The organism is Sporosarcina sp. SAFN-015 (assembly GCF_051966875.1).
Taxonomy (GTDB): Bacteria; Bacillota; Bacilli; order Bacillales_A; family Planococcaceae; genus Sporosarcina.
Genome location: NZ_JBQCKP010000003.1, coordinates 144,488 through 163,387, shown reverse-complemented (window position 1 = coordinate 163,387; position 18,900 = coordinate 144,488). Strand labels below are relative to the sequence as shown.

22 protein-coding genes are annotated in these 18,900 nt (G+C 42.7%); all 22 read left to right on the top strand.

The features are described 5' to 3' along the window. The first annotated feature begins 45 nt into the window (after window positions 1–45). The 22 genes from ACTHPA_RS06585 to ndk all read left to right on the top strand — a co-directional run bounded on the left by ACTHPA_RS06585 (window position 46) and on the right by ndk (window position 18,821). Complete coding sequence (locus ACTHPA_RS06585) at window positions 46–723, top strand: LysM peptidoglycan-binding domain-containing protein (protein WP_440499365.1); 678 nt, start codon at window positions 46–48, stop codon at window positions 721–723. Between the two features lie 67 nt (window positions 724–790). Next, the gene (locus ACTHPA_RS06580; RefSeq protein WP_440499364.1) at window positions 791–1,564 is read left to right on the top strand and encodes a metallophosphoesterase; all 774 of its coding nucleotides are present in this window, start codon (window positions 791–793) and stop codon (window positions 1,562–1,564) included. A gap of 34 nt (window positions 1,565–1,598) precedes the next feature. After that, window positions 1,599–2,582: a YpdA family putative bacillithiol disulfide reductase gene (locus ACTHPA_RS06575; protein ID WP_440499363.1), complete on the top strand. Its 984-nt coding sequence runs from the start codon at window positions 1,599–1,601 to the stop codon at window positions 2,580–2,582. Between the two features lie 38 nt (window positions 2,583–2,620). Continuing rightward, entirely contained in the window at window positions 2,621–3,304 is a 684-nt protein-coding gene (gene prsW, locus ACTHPA_RS06570; RefSeq protein ID WP_440499362.1) for a glutamic-type intramembrane protease PrsW, read from the top strand. Between the two features lie 147 nt (window positions 3,305–3,451). After that, window positions 3,452–4,222: a spore cortex-lytic enzyme gene (gene sleB, locus ACTHPA_RS06565; RefSeq protein WP_440499651.1), complete on the top strand. Its 771-nt coding sequence runs from the start codon at window positions 3,452–3,454 to the stop codon at window positions 4,220–4,222. A gap of 57 nt (window positions 4,223–4,279) precedes the next feature. After that, a complete protein-coding gene (locus tag ACTHPA_RS06560; protein ID WP_440499361.1) occupies window positions 4,280–5,566 on the top strand; it encodes a PepSY1/2 domain-containing protein in 1,287 nt (428 codons plus the stop codon). 95 nt (window positions 5,567–5,661) lie between these two features. Beyond that, a complete protein-coding gene (locus ACTHPA_RS06555) occupies window positions 5,662–6,300 on the top strand; it encodes a flagellar brake protein (RefSeq protein WP_440499360.1) in 639 nt (212 codons plus the stop codon). A 104-nt stretch (window positions 6,301–6,404) separates the two neighbouring features. After that, complete coding sequence (gene cmk, locus ACTHPA_RS06550; protein ID WP_440499359.1) at window positions 6,405–7,085, top strand: (d)CMP kinase; 681 nt, start codon at window positions 6,405–6,407, stop codon at window positions 7,083–7,085. After that, entirely contained in the window at window positions 7,082–7,663 is a 582-nt protein-coding gene (locus ACTHPA_RS06545; protein ID WP_440499358.1) for a lysophospholipid acyltransferase family protein, read from the top strand. Before cmk ends, ACTHPA_RS06545 begins: the two co-directional genes overlap by 4 nt. Before the next feature lie 80 nt (window positions 7,664–7,743). After that, window positions 7,744–8,883, top strand: coding sequence for a 30S ribosomal protein S1 (gene rpsA / locus ACTHPA_RS06540; protein ID WP_440499357.1), 1,140 nt, complete (start codon window positions 7,744–7,746; stop codon window positions 8,881–8,883). A 306-nt stretch (window positions 8,884–9,189) separates the two neighbouring features. Then, window positions 9,190–10,500 (top strand): ribosome biogenesis GTPase Der, encoded by a 1,311-nt coding sequence (gene der / locus ACTHPA_RS06535; protein WP_440499356.1) that lies wholly within the window; start codon window positions 9,190–9,192, stop codon window positions 10,498–10,500. A gap of 14 nt (window positions 10,501–10,514) precedes the next feature. Next, complete coding sequence (locus ACTHPA_RS06530) at window positions 10,515–11,534, top strand: NAD(P)H-dependent glycerol-3-phosphate dehydrogenase (RefSeq protein ID WP_440499355.1); 1,020 nt, start codon at window positions 10,515–10,517, stop codon at window positions 11,532–11,534. 30 nt (window positions 11,535–11,564) lie between these two features. Beyond that, window positions 11,565–11,771, top strand: a complete 207-nt coding sequence (locus ACTHPA_RS06525) for a DUF2768 domain-containing protein (protein ID WP_440499354.1) — start codon at window positions 11,565–11,567, stop codon at window positions 11,769–11,771. Further along, window positions 11,768–12,490, top strand: a complete 723-nt coding sequence (locus ACTHPA_RS06520; RefSeq protein ID WP_440499353.1) for a hypothetical protein — start codon at window positions 11,768–11,770, stop codon at window positions 12,488–12,490. The genes ACTHPA_RS06525 and ACTHPA_RS06520 overlap by 4 nt, the downstream gene beginning before the upstream one ends. 97 nt (window positions 12,491–12,587) lie before the next feature. Then, window positions 12,588–14,066 (top strand): stage IV sporulation protein A, encoded by a 1,479-nt coding sequence (gene spoIVA, locus ACTHPA_RS06515; RefSeq protein ID WP_440499352.1) that lies wholly within the window; start codon window positions 12,588–12,590, stop codon window positions 14,064–14,066. Window positions 14,067–14,430: 364 nt separating this feature from the next. Then, window positions 14,431–14,703 (top strand): HU family DNA-binding protein, encoded by a 273-nt coding sequence (locus tag ACTHPA_RS06510; RefSeq protein WP_037561579.1) that lies wholly within the window; start codon window positions 14,431–14,433, stop codon window positions 14,701–14,703. A gap of 231 nt (window positions 14,704–14,934) precedes the next feature. Beyond that, window positions 14,935–15,498: a GTP cyclohydrolase I FolE gene (gene folE, locus ACTHPA_RS06505; RefSeq protein WP_440499351.1), complete on the top strand. Its 564-nt coding sequence runs from the start codon at window positions 14,935–14,937 to the stop codon at window positions 15,496–15,498. Between the two features lie 71 nt (window positions 15,499–15,569). Further along, window positions 15,570–15,791: a trp RNA-binding attenuation protein MtrB gene (mtrB, locus tag ACTHPA_RS06500; RefSeq protein ID WP_440499350.1), complete on the top strand. Its 222-nt coding sequence runs from the start codon at window positions 15,570–15,572 to the stop codon at window positions 15,789–15,791. Between the two features lie 46 nt (window positions 15,792–15,837). Further along, a complete protein-coding gene (locus tag ACTHPA_RS06495) occupies window positions 15,838–16,572 on the top strand; it encodes a heptaprenyl diphosphate synthase component 1 (RefSeq protein ID WP_440499349.1) in 735 nt (244 codons plus the stop codon). Between the two features lie 18 nt (window positions 16,573–16,590). After that, a complete protein-coding gene (locus ACTHPA_RS06490; RefSeq protein ID WP_440499348.1) occupies window positions 16,591–17,286 on the top strand; it encodes a demethylmenaquinone methyltransferase in 696 nt (231 codons plus the stop codon). A gap of 25 nt (window positions 17,287–17,311) precedes the next feature. Continuing rightward, window positions 17,312–18,286: a polyprenyl synthetase family protein gene (locus ACTHPA_RS06485; protein ID WP_440499347.1), complete on the top strand. Its 975-nt coding sequence runs from the start codon at window positions 17,312–17,314 to the stop codon at window positions 18,284–18,286. 88 nt (window positions 18,287–18,374) lie between these two features. After that, a complete protein-coding gene (gene ndk / locus ACTHPA_RS06480) occupies window positions 18,375–18,821 on the top strand; it encodes a nucleoside-diphosphate kinase (protein WP_440499346.1) in 447 nt (148 codons plus the stop codon). Window positions 18,822–18,900 lie beyond the last annotated feature (79 nt).

Here is an 18,900-nt window from a genome sequence, read left to right as displayed (position 1 = left end):
CGTCATAATATAAAGAAGAGCACCACTGAATAGGAGAATATGTCGATGAAAAATAATGATTACAAAGTTGAATTCGAAGAGCATCGAAGAGAGATTGAGCTTGATCGCGATGAAGAGGCGATTTTGCCATCGCGAGCAGAACGGCATGGAAAACGCCGCAAGCAGAAGACTGCTTCCAGTCATACGACAATCAATGTAATCCTAGGCATTTTTACATTCATTCCGATTTTAATTTTTGTCTATGTCATTTATAACTTTTACTTTGGATCAGATAGCGGATCCGCAAAGGTCGATAACCCGGAATATTCTGTAGAGTATGGTATGAATACATCTTCTGGGAATAGTGAGAAACCCAGCTCGATTGTAGCGGATTCTGAAGAAGAAAAAGAGGATGAGCGCCAGTCCGAAGGGGATACTGACAAAGCAACTGCGGAAGAGTCGACAGCTGATTCCAATAAAAAGCCTGTAACTGTTACTCCGCCTACCGTTGAGAAAAAAGAAACACCGAAAGTTACGGAGAACCCAAAAGCGGAAGAAAAACCAAAATCCGAAAACAAGACAGAGACAAATACGAGTAGAACGCATATTGTAGCAGCGAATGAAACACTTTATCGAATTTCCGTGAACTATTACGGTTCCGATGCAGGTATCGATAAGATTAAAAAAGCGAATGGACTTTCATCCAATGATATAATGGCAGGGCAAAAGCTAATTATCCCGTGAATGACTCCAAAGAAATGAAAGAAAAGGCAAAGTCGGTTCTTTGCCTTTTTCTTATGGCAGGTGCGAAATGAAAATTGTGTTAACGAGTTTAGCGAGTGTTTTTGGGATATTCGTAAGTATACTTGCATATATGTTCTTTTATGCAAACCGTAAAAATGTCATCCACCACTCTTTTTCTGTTCGAAAAAAAAGCGGGGAAGGCAAGGAGTTGTCCGTTTTTTTTATTTCGGATATTCACAGACGACGGATCGATAGACAACTGTTGAAAAAAATTCAATTACATGGAGTAGTTGATATTGTAATAATAGGCGGAGATCTTGCGGAAGGTGGGGTTCCGCTTTCGACGATTGACCGTAATGTAGAAAGACTTTCAGAGATTGCTCCGTTATATTTCATTTGGGGAAACAATGATCGTGAAGTCGGTGAAAATGTAATTCGAGATATTATTAAAAAGCACGGCGGTACGATACTGGATAATTCAAATGCAAAAATTGAGAGTCACCCGCTATGGGGGATTTGTGGGACAGATGATCCTTCGAGCGGCAATGTCGACGTTGAGGCGGCTCTGCAAGACGCTGAAAATTATTCTTACTTAATTGTCGCGACCCACACGCCATCCCTATTCCGGAAAGTGGAGAGAATTTGTACACCTGAATTGATGGTTGCAGGTCATATGCACGGGGGGCAAATTAGACTCGGCAATATTGCTATGCATCCATTAGGTCAGTTTACAGAAGCCGATGGAAAGGCGAAACTAATAAGTAATGGATATGGCACATCTATAGTCCCGCTACGTTTGGGGGCGGCTCCGGAAAGCCATGTCATTACGATAAAATATTAAATGACGAAGCAAGCCGCGTTTGATTGTAAGGAGAATGATGAAATTGATTTACAAAGATGCAATTGTGATTGGCGGCGGGCCATGTGGGCTATCCGCTGCGATTGAATTGAAAAATATAGGTTTGGATGTATTAATAATTGAAAAAGGAAATATCGTCAATTCGATTTACCGTTATCCGACACACCAGACATTTTTCAGCTCAAGCATCAAGTTGTCTATCGGGGATATTCCATTCATTACAGCGAAGGAAAAGCCGAAAAGGAACGATGCACTAGTCTATTATCGAAAAGTGGCGGAGCTGAAGGAGCTTCCGATTAATAGTTTTGAAAAAGTTGAAACGGTAGAGAAAATGGATGGACATTTCACTGTGAAAACGGATCTGGCTAGCTACAAAGCGAAGTTTGTTATCGTCGCGACAGGATACTATGATAACCCGAACACGTTAGATGTTCCTGGAGCTTCGTTGCCGAATGTGTTCCATTACTTCAAGGAGGCTCATCCTTACTTCGGTAGGAAAGTCGTTGTCATCGGAGGCAAGAACTCTGCGGTAGATGCTGCCATCGAATTGGCAAAAGCCGGTGCGTACGTGACTGTTATTTATAGGGGTGCCGAATATTCCCCTAGTGTTAAACCATGGATTCTTCCTGGCTTTGACAGTTTGGTTCGAAGCGGGGAGATCGATATGCATTTCAATTCGCAAGTCGTAAATATTACTACTAACTCTGTAACATTTGAAAATGATGGAGTTTGCACAACAATTGACAACGACTATGTATTCGCGATGGTCGGTTATCACCCTGACCATAGTTTTCTGAAAGGGATGGGCATCGCGATAGACGACGAGACTGGCAGGCCATTCTTTGATGAAGAGACGATGGAATCGAATGTGGAAGGGCTGTATATTGCGGGTGTCATTGCTGCAGGCAATAACTCCAATGAGATTTTCATAGAGAACGGGCGCTGGCATGGTAATTTGATTGCCAAACATATTCAACTGACTTCCAATTCTCAAAAATAACGGTTGCGATCACATCGCACGGAAGGGGGCGTGAGGGTTTGATCATATTGCTGACTGTAGCGATTGCGCCGGGCTTGGCGTTATTCAGCTATTTTTACTTGCGAAAACAGATTGCAAAAGAACCTTCACGCACATTATTTCATACGTTCATTTATGGAGCGATGATGACCTTTCCGATTATGTTCATACAGCACGTCTTTGAAGAGGAAAACATCATTCCGAATGATTTCTTTCGTAATGCAATCTTTACTAGTTGGATTGAAGAATTTTTCAAATGGCTTATCTTATTAATTGCGATTTTCAAGCATGTTGAATTCGAAGATGCATACGATGGCATCCTGTATGGTGCAAGCGTGTCTCTCGGATTTGCAACAGTCGAAAATATACTATACTTATTCATCTTCGGCTTAGACACGGCGTTTATAAGGGCTCTTCTACCCGTATCAAGCCATGCGCTTTTCGGAGTTGTTATGGGGTATTACTTAGGAAGGGCAAAGTTTACTACGATCTCCAATCGAAAAGGCATGCTGTTCTTCGCCTTTTTTGCGCCATTCATTCTCCATTTCATATACAATGGCATATTAGGTGTGAGTGACTTATCACTCTATTTAATAATTCCATTTATGTTCTATTTATGGTGGTTCGGATTGACTCGTGTTAAACGCGCTCATACATTTGCGATGCAACAATTCAGGAACAAGGCCCAAATAGAGATGAAATGAATTGCATTTGAAAAGAATAATAGAAGAATTTTTTTTTATGAAGATCCGGCGAATCAGCTGGATTTTTTTTTATGCCCTCAAGATAATAAAAAGATTTTGTTTGGACAAACTGAGAGAAAGGAGGGCATGAAATTGAAGAAATTAGTAATGCGATTAGTGGCTATAGTGTTATTGCTTGGAACAGCATATGCAACTTCCCCGGTTACTATCGATGCATTCAGTGCGCGCGATCTTGCTAGAGGGGCAACAGGGGATGATGTTATCGAACTACAGGCGAGACTTCAATACATCGGATTTTATAACGGGAAAATCGACGGTAAATTCGGTTATGGGACCTATTGGGCTTTACGTAATTTCCAAGAGAAATACGGTTTGCCGATAGATGGTATTGCAGGCTCGACAACAAAAAAGAAACTGACTGCAGCATCCTCATACGATGAAAAATTTGTTATGGATAACTTGAAACAAGGAAATCAGTTCACCCACTATGGAGGGACAGCGCTTTCCGCACAGGTGAAGAAAGGGGGAGGTGCAAACGAAAACGTCCATCTACCTTCCAAATATACTGAGCAAGACTTAAAGCTATTGGCAAATGCCGTTTATGGGGAAGCGAGGGGAGAACCTTATGAAGGGCAAGTAGCCGTTGCGGCCGTCATCTTGAATCGGGTGGAGCATCCCGATTTTCCAGACACGGTCAGTGGCGTCATCTTTCAACCTTTAGCTTTCACTGCGGTAGCTGATGGTCAGATTTGGCTGGAGCCGAATGAACGGGCGAAGGAAGCGGTTCTAGATGCATTGAATGGCTGGGATCCTTCTGAAAACGCCATTTATTATTTTAACCCAGTCACTGCGACGAGTAAGTGGATTTGGTCGAGGCCACAAATTAAAAAGATCGGCATGCATATCTTCTGCTATTGATGTTATGTGAAAGGTGGATTGAAAATGGCTCTGTAAGGAAGGGCTGTTATATTAACTATGAAAAAAATAATATTTGTGCTTGCCTATGCGTTAGTCGTCGTTTCCGTCTTCGCTTTTACGGAAGCGAAAGAAAATCAAAAGTTAGCCATCGTATTGTCCAACCAATATGCAAACCAAATGGCGGAAGCTTCGGAAAAGCTGGATGAACTTAATTCCGCAGTGAAACAAACGCTTCTATTCAATAATTCAGAGGGATCGAAAAAGGCGAGGGAGAATATTTGGAGACTCTCTTCCGATATTAAGAGCTCTGTTGCATCGCTCCCATTAGATTCGAGTTTTTCGACATCTTGGATGAACTATCTTGGGAGGGTCGGTAATTATGCAAAAGAAGCGGATCGACTATCGGACCCAGATGAATATTACAATGTAATGTCACAAGCCTCAAAAAATTTAGGAGTAATGCAAGATGAATGGAGAGTAGCGACAACAGGGCTTATTGACGGTCAATATTCGATGAAAGAATGGACGAATCGGTTGAGTTCGGAAAAAAATGATTCCAATTGGTCAGGTATGGGTGCTTCCGTTAAACAATATTCAGAAGCGGACTTCCCACTCACAGCTAGTGAGTCGGATGCTATGAAAAAGAAGGAATTAAAAAATATTGATGAAGCGAAAGTAACGCAAGCAGAAGCGGTAGAGCGGTTCAAGACTTTGTTTCCCCAAGTATCTAACGATGTGATTGGTGTGGAAAAGAGTAAGCCAGGATCTCCGTATCCGTTCTATCATATACGATTCTCCGATGGTGAATCCATCGGCTATATCGACATTACCGAAAAAGGCGGTCATGTTCTTTCTTATCTTTCCGAAAGGCCATTTGGCAAGAAGGCTCTTCCATTTGAAGACATTAAACAAAGCGCGTCGGAATTTCTAAAGGCTGCTGGTTATAAAGACCTCGTCTATGAAGAATCGAGAGAGAACAGCACATCATGGCATTTTGTATTTGTAAGGAAAGATCCGTTTTACGATGCAAAAGTGTTTTCAGACGTTATCCATTTGAAACTTGCAAAGGATACAGGAGATATTATCGGCTTGAACGCTGCAGAATACATCCGGAAAGAGAAATTGCATAGACAGTCCATCAAGAAAATTGACTGGAATGAATTCTTCCATAAAGATGTACAAATCGTACAAGATGAGTTCGCTTATGTGGAAAATGAAAGACTAGAACAAAGACTGGCTCATTATTTAAAAGTCACTCGTGATGAACATGGCCATACTGGAACATACAATGTTATCGTTGATACCGAAACTTTCGAAGTGATCAAAACGGAAAAGCTTGAATGATACGAACGTAGTTCAAATGGTCTGAAATTCAATATTGGAATTTATGCCTACTCATGACATAATAGATATATCTATTTAAAGGTAGGTGTAATCCAATGCGGCTTTCAATTGGTGCGACTTTAACAATCGATAAGGATTTCACCGAACGCGGTGACAAGTTTAAAAGTAAAGTGGTCGATTTTGGAGATGGCTTTGTCATGATCGATTACCCGGCCCATATCGATTCGGGCAAAACCGCATTCTTCATGGATGGGACTCAGTTACTAGTCTCCTTCATTGAGAATAAAATGTCTTATGCTTTTCGTGCTGAAGTGACAGGTAGGGTGAATAATGGAATTCCGATGTTGAAATTGACGTATCCGGGTGATGACCAATTAATCAAAATACAAAGACGTGAATTTGTCAGAGTGGAAACTGCCATTGATGTCGCTGTCGATTTTGGAGGCTTCTTTCAACAATTCGTAGCGGAAGATATAAGCGCTGGCGGTGTTGCACTGAATATCGGTCAAGCGGATTCTTTTGACGAGGTTGAAACTGTTGAGTTGACAATTGTATTGCCATTTGTCAATGATGATATTAAGTATATTCGAACTGAAGCGAAAGCGGTGCGAATTTGGGAAAAGGATGAAAGGCGGATTGCCTCTATGCAATTTTCCGGAATCGATACGACAGATAGGCAGAACATCATCCGATTTTGCTTTGAAAGGCAATTGCAGGCAAGAAATGCAAAGTAAAGGATTACTTAGGGGAAAGACCTGTTTGTTCAGGACTTTTCCCTTTTCTATTAAAAAGCTGAATATGGTACAATGTTTTCGAATTGAATTCGGGGGTAGATGATATGTTAAAAGGTTTTATCATTGCAATTGACGGACCTGCAGCTGCAGGTAAAAGTACGATTGCAAAAAAGATTGCACAAAAATTACATTACACCTATATCGATACAGGGGCGATGTATCGCGCTTTGACGCATAAAGCAATTCAGTCTGGCATAAATATGGATAGTGATCACGATTTGGCGAAGTTACTCGAGGAAACTGAAATTCTTTTAATTCCCGATAATAATGGCGGCCAAGCTGTATTGATCGACGGAGTAGATTGTTCTGACGAAATTAGATCACAGAAAGTGACTGCTTCCGTATCCAAAGTAGCTGCACATTCAACAGTCCGGAAATTAATGGTGGATAAGCAGAGGGACCTTGCGAAAGGTACAAGTGTCGTCATGGACGGTCGTGATATTGGCACAGCAGTTTTACCCGACGCTGATTTGAAAATTTTCATGACTGCTTCAGTCGATGAAAGGGCGGAAAGGCGTTTTCAAGAAAATGAAAAGCGTGGAATCCATTCATCGCTCAGCCGTCTGAAAGAAGAGATCGAACAGCGCGACCGTGCTGACAGTGAACGGAAAGTGTCTCCTTTGAAGAAAGCGGAGGATGCAGTCCTACTCGATACGACGTCGTTGTCCATCGAAGAAGTCGCCGACAAAGTGATAGAGCTCGCGGAAATGAGGATGGAACGATGAATCTATATCCATTTGGAAAATCTCTCGTTAGTACGATATTCTATCCCCTTTACAGGATCAAAGTAATAGGCAAAGAGAATTTCCCTACAAAAGGTGGGATACTTCTCTGCACGAACCATATAGATAATTTTGATCCACCTGTTGTCGGTATTACTTGTCCGAGAACTGTTCATTTCATGGCGAAGGAAGAACTTTTCAAAGTTCCTATCTTGAAAACTATTCTTCCTCAAGTAAACGCATTTCCCGTAAAACGGGGGATGAGTGACAGGGAAGCATTCAGAACCGCTTTGAAATTATTGCGTGGCGGCGAAGTTGTCGGCATGTTTCCTGAAGGGACAAGAAGCAAGACTGGAGAGCTTGGAAAGGGGCTTGCTGGTGCGGGCTTCTTTGCGTTAAAAGGCGATGCAGACGTAATGCCTTGTGCAATCATAGGGCCGTATAAGCCATTCCGTAAGTTAAAGGTAGTCTACGGCAAGCCGATAGAGATGGCTCCTTACCGCGAAAGGAAGGCATCTGCGGAGGAAGTGACGGAAGTGATCATGAACGAAATCCGCAACCTTTTGGAGCAACATAAATAAATTGATAAGGGTAATTTTTTGTTTTTATGCATCGATTCGAATAATATAGAGATAGGATTCATTATGGAGGAGGACTACATATGACTGAAGAAATGAATTTAGATGAATTGAACGGATATAAAGAAGGTGACCGCGTCACTGGAAAAGTCACAAAAATCGAAGACAAATCCGTTTTAGTCGAAATTACTGGAGCGCCTTTTGATGGTGTCATCCCCATCAGTGAACTATCGAGTCTGCACATTGAAAAGGCTTCTGACGCAGTACAAGTCGGTGATGAACTTGAATTGATCATCACGAAAGTGGAAGATGAAAATTATGTCCTTTCCAAACGGAAAGTCGATGCGGAAAATGCATGGGATTCCTTGGAGGAAAAATTCAATAATCAAGAAACTATTGAAACAGAAGTGAAGGATGTCGTAAAAGGTGGACTTGTTGTCGACCTCGGCGTTCGCGGTTTTATCCCGGCATCACTTGTAGAAGATCATTTTGTTGAATCATTTGAAGATTATAAAGGCCGCACGATGGAATTTAAAATCGTAGAAATGGACAAGGAAAAAAATCGTCTTATCCTTTCTCATCGTGCTGTCCTACAAGAGGAAAAGGCGAACAAGAAAGAAGAAGTGCTTGAACAACTGAAAGAAGGTCAAGTGCTTGAAGGAACAGTTCAGCGTATCGCTTCTTTCGGAGCTTTCGTAGATATCGGCGGAGTCGATGGCTTGGTTCATATTTCACAACTTTCCCATGAGCATGTCGAAAAGGTGTCCGATGTCTTGAAAGAAGGCGAAAAAGTGAAAGTGAAAGTCCTTTCGGTCGATCGCGATTCAGAACGGATTTCATTATCAATTAAAGAAACATTGCCTGGACCGTGGGAAAACATCGAAGAGAGAGCGCCAAGAGGCTCAATACTTGAAGGTACTGTGAAACGTCTCGTTTCCTACGGCGCATTTGTCGAAGTATTTCCTGGAGTGGAAGGCCTTGTCCATATTTCTCGAATTTCCCATCAGCATATCGGTACGCCGCATGAAGTGTTGGAGGAAGGTCAAAAAGTTGATGTGAAAGTTGTCGATGTGAATGCGGAAGAGAAGCGCCTTTCCCTTAGCATCAAAGATCTTCTCGAGAAGGAAGAAACCGAGTCATACGGTGATTATGAAATGAAAGAAGAAACAGGTTTCTCCTTGAGCGATGTCATCGGAGATCAGTTGAAAAAGTTCACTGAGTAATATTTGTCAAATTATCGAACAAACGAATGAAACACAACTGTATGGGTGATGGTGCTTACATAGGCATCATCCCTTTTTTGTGCGTCTAGACTCCGTGCGTCAGAGTCTCGAGTCGCTTGGGCCCGCACGATGCGGGTCATGCAGTCGTTGTCGCAGGAAGCGACGGTCTTAGACTGCCTTCCTGCCGCCAAAAAGGCAAAGTGCGCCTTTCCGGCATGTCCTCCAGCTCTTGTCGGGACTAGGCTGGCGCCCTGCGCTTTTGTTCTGTATAATACACAAGAGATATACTGGAAGGGTGTTTTAATTATGAATAAACCAACCGTAGCGATCGTTGGAAGGCCGAACGTAGGAAAGTCTACCATCTTCAACCGTATCGTTGGAGAACGAATTTCGATTGTAGAGGACGTGGCCGGCGTAACGAGGGACCGGATATATAGTTCGGCAGATTGGCTCTCGCATGATTTTAATTTGATTGATACTGGCGGTATTGATATTGGGGATGAGCCATTCCTGGAACAGATTAGGCTCCAGGCGGAAATTGCGATTGACGAAGCGGATGTCATCATCTTTTTGACGAATGGACGAGAAGGTGTGACGGATGCAGATGAGCATGTTGCTAAAATTCTGTACAAAACGAAGAAGCCGATCGTGTTAGCGGTGAATAAAATCGATAATCCGGATATGCGTGATATGATCTATGATTTTTATTCACTCGGTTTTGGCGACCCGTATCCAATTTCAGGCTCTCATGGAATCGGCCTTGGTGATTTGCTCGATGCTGTTGCTGCAAGTTTCCCGGAACCGGGTGAAGAAATCGAAGAGGATGATGTCATCCGCTTTTCACTGATCGGTCGGCCGAACGTAGGTAAATCATCGCTCGTTAACGCACTTCTTGGAGAAGACAGGGTTATCGTAAGCGACGTTGCCGGAACGACTACGGATGCTATTGATACTTCTTATGAGTTCGAAGGTCAGAAATACAAGATCATCGACACAGCAGGCATGCGGAAAAAAGGCAAAGTGTATGAGAATACGGAGAAATACAGCGTGTTGCGTGCGTTGAAAGCAATCGACCGGTCTGATGTCGTCTTGATCGTCATTAACGGAGAGGAAGGGATCCGCGAACAAGATAAGCGTATTGCTGGCTATGCAGAAGAGGCTGGGAAAGGCATCATGTTTGTAGTGAATAAATGGGATGCTATCGAGAAAGACGATAAAACGATGAATCGTTTTACGGAAGATATCCGTAAAAACTTCCTCTTCCTTGATTACGCGCCAATTGCCTACGTATCAGCAAAAACGAAGCAGCGTGTCACAACATTGTTCGATCAAATTAAAATGATTAGTGAAAACCATGCAATGCGCATCCAATCGAGTGTTTTGAATGAAGTAATCGAAGATGCAGTCGCACGCAATCCAGCCCCTTCGGATAAAGGTCGCAGGCTGCGTATTTATTATGCGACGCAAGTGGCGATTAAACCACCGGTCTTCATTGTGTTTGTCAATGAACCGGAATTGATGCATTTTTCTTATGAACGTTTTCTACAAAATCGTCTAAGAGAATCATTCGGGTTTGAAGGGACACCAATCCGACTTATAACACGAGCTAGAAGTTAAATGAGGTGAAGATATTGGAAAGAGTGTCAGTAATCGGGGCAGGAAGCTGGGGGACCGCAATTGCGTTTGTCCTTGCAGAAAATGGACATGATTGCCTGCTATGGACGAGAAGGGCTGAACAAGCCGCTGAAATCAATGACCAGCATACGAATGCTTCGTATTTGCCAGGCATAACATTGCCAGCTAATTTGAAAGCAATCTCGGACTTGGAAGCGGCAGTCAATCATTCCGATATGATCGTCATTGCAGTTCCGACGAAAGCGATTCGGGATCTTTGTACAGATATTGATAAGATTGTCAGTAATCCAAAGTTGATTGTCCATGTTTCTAAAGGAATTGAGCCGGATTCATTAAAACGAATCTCCGAAGTGATTGAAGAGGAAATCTCCTCGGACAATCGACAGGCAATCGTCGCACTTTCAGGACCAAGCCATGCCGAAGAGGTTGTCCTTCGCCATCCGACGACAATTACGGCTGCCTCCTTCGATAGTGAAGCAGCAAAGCGCGTACAAGACCTATTCATGAATCAATATTTCCGGGTTTATACGAATGATGATCTGATTGGTGTTGAAATAGGGGCTGCATTGAAGAATGTCATCGCCCTTGCTGCAGGAATCTCAGATGGCATCGGCTATGGGGATAATGCCAAAGCAGCGCTTATTACGCGTGGGTTGGCAGAGATCACAAGACTCGGCATGAAGATGGGAGCGAATCCGCTAACGTTTTCGGGTTTGACAGGTCTTGGGGACTTGATCGTAACTTGCACAAGCGTCCATTCGCGGAATTGGAAGGCCGGCAATCTATTAGGTCAAGGAAAGTCATTGGATGAAGTGATTTCAGGTATGGGAATGGTCATTGAAGGGGTCCGTACCACAAAAGCTGCCCATCAACTTTCCGAGCGATACGGTGTGTCGATGCCGTTGACCGAAGCACTGTATTCAATCCTTTTTGATAATGTACCGCCGAAGGAAGCTGTCGATCAGCTTATGAGCCGGATGAAAAAACAGGAAATAGAGGATATATTTTTTAAATAACGTGTTCAGAGACATGAAAGGATGATTCGTTTGTCCTCATTAGATAAAATGTGGCTGTCGTTTTACGCAATGGGTTTCATGGCAATTTCCATGGGACTCATTTATTTGAGCAGACATAAGCTATCAAATAGATTAGTAAAATTCCTATTTGCCCTTATCGCTTATTCTTTATTGATATTCTCATTTTTTGCAATGGTATACCTTGTGTTTAGCGGGCCGACTGGGGGAGCAAGATGAAAATGATCCGAAAAAAAATCACTTTGTTTTTCTTGGTATCAGCCATTTCCCTTGTGCTTTCGGGATGTTTGTATCCGGAAGATGAAAAAGCAGCACAAGAAAATCCATATGAAGAACAAATTGATGCTGTTCAAAAAGCAGTCAATTCATTTAAGGAAAACACCGGTGGACTTCTTCCAATCAAGACGAGGGAAAATGAAACTGATATGTACATAAAGTACCCGATCGAATTTTCCAAGATCGTACCGGCATACACTGAAAAAATCCCCTCCAACGCCTATGAAACAGGAGGTATTTATCAATATGTTCTTATGGATGTCGAGGAAAACCCGACTGTTAAACTTGTCGACTTGAGAATAGCCGAACGCATACGTGATTTGAATCTAAGAAGACATATTAATGGGAAGCTCCCTTTCAAAGATCCTGTAGGGGAAAACGTGTATGAAATTGATTTTGAAGCGATGGGATTCAAGGAGCCTTTGAAAGTTGAAAGCCCCTATTCAGACGCTTTGCTTCCGATTGTCGTAGGTGGGGACGGACATTTTTATGTTGACTATTCCATCGACTTGAACAGGATTTTGCAAGAGCAAAAACCGGATGTAAAAGAAGGAGAGGACATCCGTTATCTTTTAGCGGATTCGAATCCGATTTTGCCAGCTTATTCCTTGCCATACACAGTAAATGAAAAAAACGAACCGATTTTTATGAAGAAGAAATAATAAACATCATAGGGAAATCAAAACGTTTCATGCATTTTTAGCATGAAACGTTTTTCGTTTACATAAACTAATATGCGCGAAAAAAGGAGGGCTAAGTATGAAAGAGGAGTTATATGAAAATCTGGCTAGGAGAACGGACGGGGATATTTATATAGGTGTGGTCGGCCCTGTTCGTGTGGGAAAATCGACTTTCGTTAAAAGAGTGATGGAGGAGGTCGTCATACCGAATATGACGGATGCAGGTGATAGGGCAAGAGCACAGGATGAATTGCCACAAAGCTCACCAGGTCCGATCATCATGACGTCTGAGCCGAAATTCGTTCCAGCACAAGGCACCCAAGTTTCGATCGGGGAGGGGGAGCTATCATTCCAAGTAAGGCTTGCGGACTGCGTCGGTTATGTGATTGATGGAGTGAAAGGATATGAGGATGAGGATGGTCCAAAATATGTCCATACTCCTTGGCATAATGAACCGATTCCTTTTGAGGAAGCCGCACGCATCGGAACGGACAAAGTGATTCGAGACCATTCCACAATCGGCATCTTAGTAACGACGGATGGGACAGTGAACAATATTCCAAGAGCGGCTGCGGAGGTGGCTGAAGAGGAAATCGTCGGAAAGCTGAAGGAAATCGGCAAACCGTTTGTCATTGTCTTAAACTCCAAAATGCCTGCTCATGAAAAGACAGCTGCCCTGAAGGAACAGCTGCATGAAAAACATGGAGTACCCGTCATAGCAATCAGTGCCGACCAACTGAATGCACAAGAGATTCAATTAATTCTAAAGGAAGCACTTTATGAATTCCCAATTACGGACATCGAAGTGCAAAAGCCTGATTGGATGGACGTGCTGGGGTCCGACCACGAATTGAATTCAGCGATTGACAATGTCATTAATGAAGGGTTTCTCGTTGCATCGAAAATCCGGAAAGTACAAGAGCTTGCCGAGCGGTTGAAAGATGAAAAATACGTCAGACATGCAGAAGTCGTCGATGTAGACGCAGGGAAAGGGAAAGCGACTGTCAATATTGAAATGGATGAACAGGCATTCCGTGAAGTTTGCGAAAACATCATGCAACAAGAATTGAAAACGAAAAAAGATTGGCTCCTGTTTGTCAAAGATGCTGTCAAAGCGAAAAAATCATATGATATGTATTCGGAAGCGATCGAAACCGCCAAGAAGAGCGGTTATGGAGTCGCATTGCCGACAATCGATGATTTCCAACCATCGCCGCCGGAACTCATCAAGCAAGAGAATTTCTATGGCGTCCGCATGAAGGCGTCGGCACCATCCCTTCATATTATCCGCATTGACATGGACGCAGAATTCTCGCCGTTAATCGGCTCTGAATTCCATAGTCACCACTTGTTGAAGGAATTGAAGAACGCTTATCTGCATGATAGAGATGCCCTTTGGCAAACGCAGCTCTTCGGCACGCCATTGCACGAAGTGATGAAAGAGAGTATCCGATTCAAAACGTCTTCAGTTCCGCCAAACGCAAGGAAAAGACTTAGAGAAACGATTGAGCAAATGGTTAATGACGGCAATAAGGGCATGATTACATTTATCGTGTAAGATAGATTTTTTAGGAGTATGCCATCGACCTGTTTTAAGAGGCGTAAAGCTTGAAATGTCAAGTAAAATACAACGTTTTCTTAGAAAAAGATCCGTTTTTGACGGGTCTTTTATTTTTTTGCTAAAATTAACCGAAAAACCCTTATAAACGTTGATAATATTGTTGCACCGCGGTTTTGAGTGTGTTACTCTTTGTACAGTAAAGAAAAGCGGAGGGCGCCTGCCTAGAGGCGACAGGCATAAGGCGGAGATGCGTCGTGGCGCTTTTTGCCACAGAGCAGCTTTGACTTATGACCCCGAGCCTTTGGCGCCCGTAGCTGGACCTTAAAAAGCGGACGACATCCTTTGAGAGGAGGTGAATGGTGTGAACAAAACAGAATTGATCAACTCAGTTGCCGAAGCGGCAGGTTTGACGAAAAAAGACGCTACTAAAGCGGTTGAAGCTGTATTCGATACAATCCAATCGACACTTGCTAATGGTGATAAAGTACAATTGATCGGATTCGGTAACTTCGAAGTACGTGAGCGTGCTGCTCGTAAAGGGCGTAACCCACAATCTGGTGAAGAAATCGAAATCGCAGCAAGCAAAGTTCCTGCGTTCAAAGCAGGTAAAGCGCTTAAAGATGCTGTTAAGTAATCTTTAAGTTTACATAGGAGCCCCTCCGCAATGTCTCATGACATAAATGTGGACGGGCTCCTTTTATGTTAGCACTCAATATCTGCGAGTGTTGCCATAATTCTTGCTCGCAACGCTGCGCTTGTGCTCGCAAACGCCGTTCTTCGTAACGGCGTTTACTGTACGTATTCGTACGAGTATGCTACTATCTTTGAAGGTATAGGATTAGATTGCGATAAGGAGGAAGTCTGTATGACTGAAGTGGATCTCGGTAAAATAGAAAAAGCCGTTTCGATGATCCTAGAAGCAATAGGGGAAGACACCGAACGGGAAGGGTTGCTCGACACCCCGAAACGGGTCGCGAAAATGTATGCAGAAGTTTTTGATGGACTACATAAAGATCCCAAGCAATATTTTGAAACGGTATTCCATGAAAACCATGACGAAGTGGTTCTAGTGAAAGATATTCCGTTCCATTCGATGTGCGAGCATCACCTTGTTCCATTCTTCGGACATGCACATATCGCATACATACCACGTAACGGAGTCGTTGCGGGACTTAGCAAATTAGCTAGAGCTGTTGAAACAACTGCGAAACGTCCACAACTACAGGAAAGAATCACATCCAGCGTTGCGAACGCCATGATGGACATGCTGAATCCAATAGGAGTCTATGTCATTATTGAAGCGGAACATATGTGCATGACGATGAGAGGCATTAAAAAGCCGGGAGCTAAAACAGTAACAACAGTCGCTCGTGGAATTTATGAGCATGACGATGTGAAAAGAGCAGAAATTCTGTCTCTTCTGAAGTGATCTGATGCCTTTGCGGATCAATTCATTTCTATGATATGATGGGATGTATATGGATGACAGGAGATGAAAACATGTCACAACCTGATTTTATCATGATCAAAGCACAAGAAGACGGAGTGAACGTCATTGGGCTGACTAGAGGCAATGATACGAAATTCCATCACACCGAAAAATTGGATCGTGGGGAAGTGATGATTGCCCAATTCACTGAGCATACATCCGCCATGAAAATTCGCGGAAAAGCCGAAATCCACTCGGCGCATGGTATTGTCTACAGCGAAGGGAAAGAATAGTCATACTGGACCACTATTCACTTGGTCTTTGAATGGAGAACCGTAGATGGACAGACAAACTATCAATCGATATATTCAAAATTATATAAGCGAAGTCGAATGTTCCATACAAGAGCCTGTTGTGAATCGGGATCTTGGGAAGATGCCACTTGACGAAGCGAAGGCGTTCTTCCTCCTTTTACCGTTTTTAAATGATGAGGAATGGACCTCCGAGCTGAATATATCTGCGATTGCAGTGGGCGCTGTACACGCGGCCTTCGACATGCATGACAGAGTGGACATCTTGGACGCCACTTCAAGAAAACAGCAGCTAATGGTCCTTTCAGGGGATCATTTTAGCGGCATTCACTATCGTTTATTATCATCGCTTCCAGATTTCAATTTCATTACATCATTGTCAGAAATGATCGGATACATTAACGAGACAAAAACGAATCTGTTAATGGAGGAAACTGATGGAATTGAAATGCTGATCGACTCGAGGATTTGCATAGAATCTGGATGTATCGTTGAATTCCATAGAACATATGGTTTTTCAAGATATTCAAAAATTACAGAAACAGCTTTGGGGCTCATTTGGTTTTTCAGGAAGTTGAAAAAAGATCCTGCGATTGATCAAGCTTCTACAGGAAAAAGGATTAAAAAGGCTGATATGGAATATGCTATTTCTGAATTATCAACGAGGTTGCATAAACAGCTTGCGGAAGCTGAGTTTCTGAACCCGTTTTTAAGACAGGAAATCCATAGGTTTGCAGCTCCGCTTTTAGGCAAGCCTATTTAGAGAAAGAAGGGAAGACTCATGGGGACATCAAAGGAAGAGAAAGTCCATCACGTCTTTGAGAAAATTGCTGTTGATTACGATAAGATGAATTCTGTCATTAGCTTCAATCAACATAAAAAATGGCGAAATGATATTATGATTCGAATGAATGTGCAAAAAGGATCGAGTGCTTTGGATGTTTGCTGTGGCACAGCGGACTGGACAATTGCATTAGCCGATGCAGTCGGGCCGGAAGGGAAAGTTGTCGGACTTGATTTCAGTGAAAGCATGCTTGCATCCGGTAGACCTAAAGTCGCCGCTTATCCTATGATCGACCTTATCCAAGGGAATGCGATGGAATTGCCTTTTCCTGATAACAGTTTTGATTATGTTACGATAGGATTCGGGCTGCGCAACGTTCCTGACTATGGACAAGTTCTTAAGGAAATGAACCGCGTATTGAAACCAGGTGGAATGGCAGCTTGCTTGGAAACATCACAAACTGAAATTCCGGTATACCGTCAATTATTCCGTTTTTATTTTAAATATATCATGCCTTTCTTCGGGAAGCTCTTTGCGAAAAGTTATAAAGAGTATTCTTGGCTTCAAGAGTCGGCAGATGATTTCCCAGGAACGAAGCAGCTTGCACAAATGTTCGTAGATGCAGGTTTTCGGGAAGTATCTTATAAGAAGTATAGCGGTGGAGCTGCAGCAGGGCACATCGCGTTCAAATAATTGCAAGTAGGGGAAGGTAATCGTCTTGGAGAAATTGAAGTTAATGTCGCTTTACGCAGATTTCCGAAAAGATCTGTCATTCATTGAAAAGGAACTTGAAAGATCCGTCGACTCCTCTTCCCCGGTCATTCGACAAGCTTCCCTCCTGCTATTAAGGGCAGGTGGAAAAAGGATCCGCCCTATATTTGTCATACTTTCATCCAAGTTCGGTGAATATTCAATGGAGAATGTGGCGAAAGTAGCTGTATCCTTGGAATTGATCCATATGGCATCGTTAGTACATGACGACGTCATCGATAATTCGGATTTTCGTAGAGGTTTTGAAACGGTAAAGGCAAGATGGAATAACCGGATTGCTATGTATACAGGCGACTATATCTTTTCGCGTGCGCTCGTTTCCATCGGAGAAATTGAAATATCTGCAGTACACCAACTACTTGCTAAAACGATGTTGGAGATTTGTAAAGGTGAAATTATTCAATTTGAATACCAACAAAAAACAGATCAAACATTCCGTGACTATTTGCGGCGTATTAAAAGGAAAACAGCATTATTGCTCTCTTCTAGCTGTGAATTAGGTGCCCTCGTCTCTAACGCTAGTCCTGATGTCGTGGGCAAGTTAAAAAGGTTCGGCTACTTTGCAGGGATGGCATTCCAAATCGTTGACGATATTTTGGATATTACGTCGACAGATGAAAAGCTCGGTAAACCTGCAGGCAGCGACTTGTTGAATGGGCATTTGACTTTGCCGACATTATACATAAAAGATGAACCAGAATTCCAACCCTTTTTGAAACGTTCTTTCGCAGGAACGTTAACGGAAGATGAGCGCGTTAAGATGCTCGCCTACATTCGCAAATCCGGCGCTATCGAAAAATCACAGCAAGTGAGTGATATGTATTTGAGGAAAGCGATTGCGGAAGTGGAATCTTTGCCGGATAATGATGCGAAGAAAGCACTTTTGCAAATTGCTGACTTCCTTGGAAAAAGAAAGTTCTGAGCATAAGGATACTAGTTGAAAGATTGTGATCCGAGTGGTACGATCAGTAAGGAGAAAATTCCATACATATGTGAAGGAGTGTTTATAAATGGAAAGAACATTTTTAATGGTTAAACCTGATGGCGTTCAACGTAACTTGATCGGTGAAATCGTAAGCCGTTTTGAAAGCAAAGGATACACATTGGTCGGTGGTAAATTGATGCAAATTAGCCAAGAACTTGCTGAACAACATTACGGCGAACATAAGGAGCGTCCTTTCTTTGGGGAGCTTGTAGACTTCATTACTTCTGGACCAGTTTTCGCAATGGTTTGGGAAGGTGAAAACGTTATTTCAACAGCACGTTTGATGATGGGTGCGACGAATCCTAAGGAATCTGCTCCTGGAACAATCCGTGGCGATTTCGCTGTAACTGTCGGCAAAAACATCATCCACGGTTCAGATTCACCAGAATCTGCAGTCCGTGAAATCAATCTTTTCTTCAAAGAAGAAGAGCTTGTCAGCTATGACAAATCAATCGTAAGCTGGATCAACTAATAAATTCTCACAAACAGCCTCGCAGTCAAATGCGGGGCTGTTTTTTTAGTAAATCAAAATATCAGCAATGTGGTTTCGC

Bases quoted from the DNA above. Each gene is read 5' to 3' on its own strand.
- ACTHPA_RS06585 (WP_440499365.1), top strand. From the start codon at position 46: ATGAAAAATAATGATTACAAAGTTGAATTCGAAGAGCATCGAAGAGAG.
- ACTHPA_RS06580 (WP_440499364.1), top strand. From the start codon at position 791: ATGAAAATTGTGTTAACGAGTTTAGCGAGTGTTTTTGGGATATTCGTA.
- ACTHPA_RS06575 (WP_440499363.1), top strand. From the start codon at position 1,599: ATGATGAAATTGATTTACAAAGATGCAATTGTGATTGGCGGCGGGCCA.
- sleB (WP_440499651.1), top strand. From the start codon at position 3,452: ATGCGATTAGTGGCTATAGTGTTATTGCTTGGAACAGCATATGCAACT.
- ACTHPA_RS06560 (WP_440499361.1), top strand. From the start codon at position 4,280: ATGAAAAAAATAATATTTGTGCTTGCCTATGCGTTAGTCGTCGTTTCC.
- ACTHPA_RS06555 (WP_440499360.1), top strand. From the start codon at position 5,662: ATGCGGCTTTCAATTGGTGCGACTTTAACAATCGATAAGGATTTCACC.
- cmk (WP_440499359.1), top strand. From the start codon at position 6,405: ATGTTAAAAGGTTTTATCATTGCAATTGACGGACCTGCAGCTGCAGGT.
- ACTHPA_RS06545 (WP_440499358.1), top strand. From the start codon at position 7,082: ATGAATCTATATCCATTTGGAAAATCTCTCGTTAGTACGATATTCTAT.
- rpsA (WP_440499357.1), top strand. From the start codon at position 7,744: ATGACTGAAGAAATGAATTTAGATGAATTGAACGGATATAAAGAAGGT.
- der (WP_440499356.1), top strand. From the start codon at position 9,190: ATGAATAAACCAACCGTAGCGATCGTTGGAAGGCCGAACGTAGGAAAG.
- ACTHPA_RS06520 (WP_440499353.1), top strand. From the start codon at position 11,768: ATGAAAATGATCCGAAAAAAAATCACTTTGTTTTTCTTGGTATCAGCC.
- spoIVA (WP_440499352.1), top strand. From the start codon at position 12,588: ATGAAAGAGGAGTTATATGAAAATCTGGCTAGGAGAACGGACGGGGAT.
- folE (WP_440499351.1), top strand. From the start codon at position 14,935: ATGACTGAAGTGGATCTCGGTAAAATAGAAAAAGCCGTTTCGATGATC.
- mtrB (WP_440499350.1), top strand. From the start codon at position 15,570: ATGTCACAACCTGATTTTATCATGATCAAAGCACAAGAAGACGGAGTG.
- ACTHPA_RS06495 (WP_440499349.1), top strand. From the start codon at position 15,838: ATGGACAGACAAACTATCAATCGATATATTCAAAATTATATAAGCGAA.
- ACTHPA_RS06490 (WP_440499348.1), top strand. From the start codon at position 16,591: ATGGGGACATCAAAGGAAGAGAAAGTCCATCACGTCTTTGAGAAAATT.
- ndk (WP_440499346.1), top strand. From the start codon at position 18,375: ATGGAAAGAACATTTTTAATGGTTAAACCTGATGGCGTTCAACGTAAC.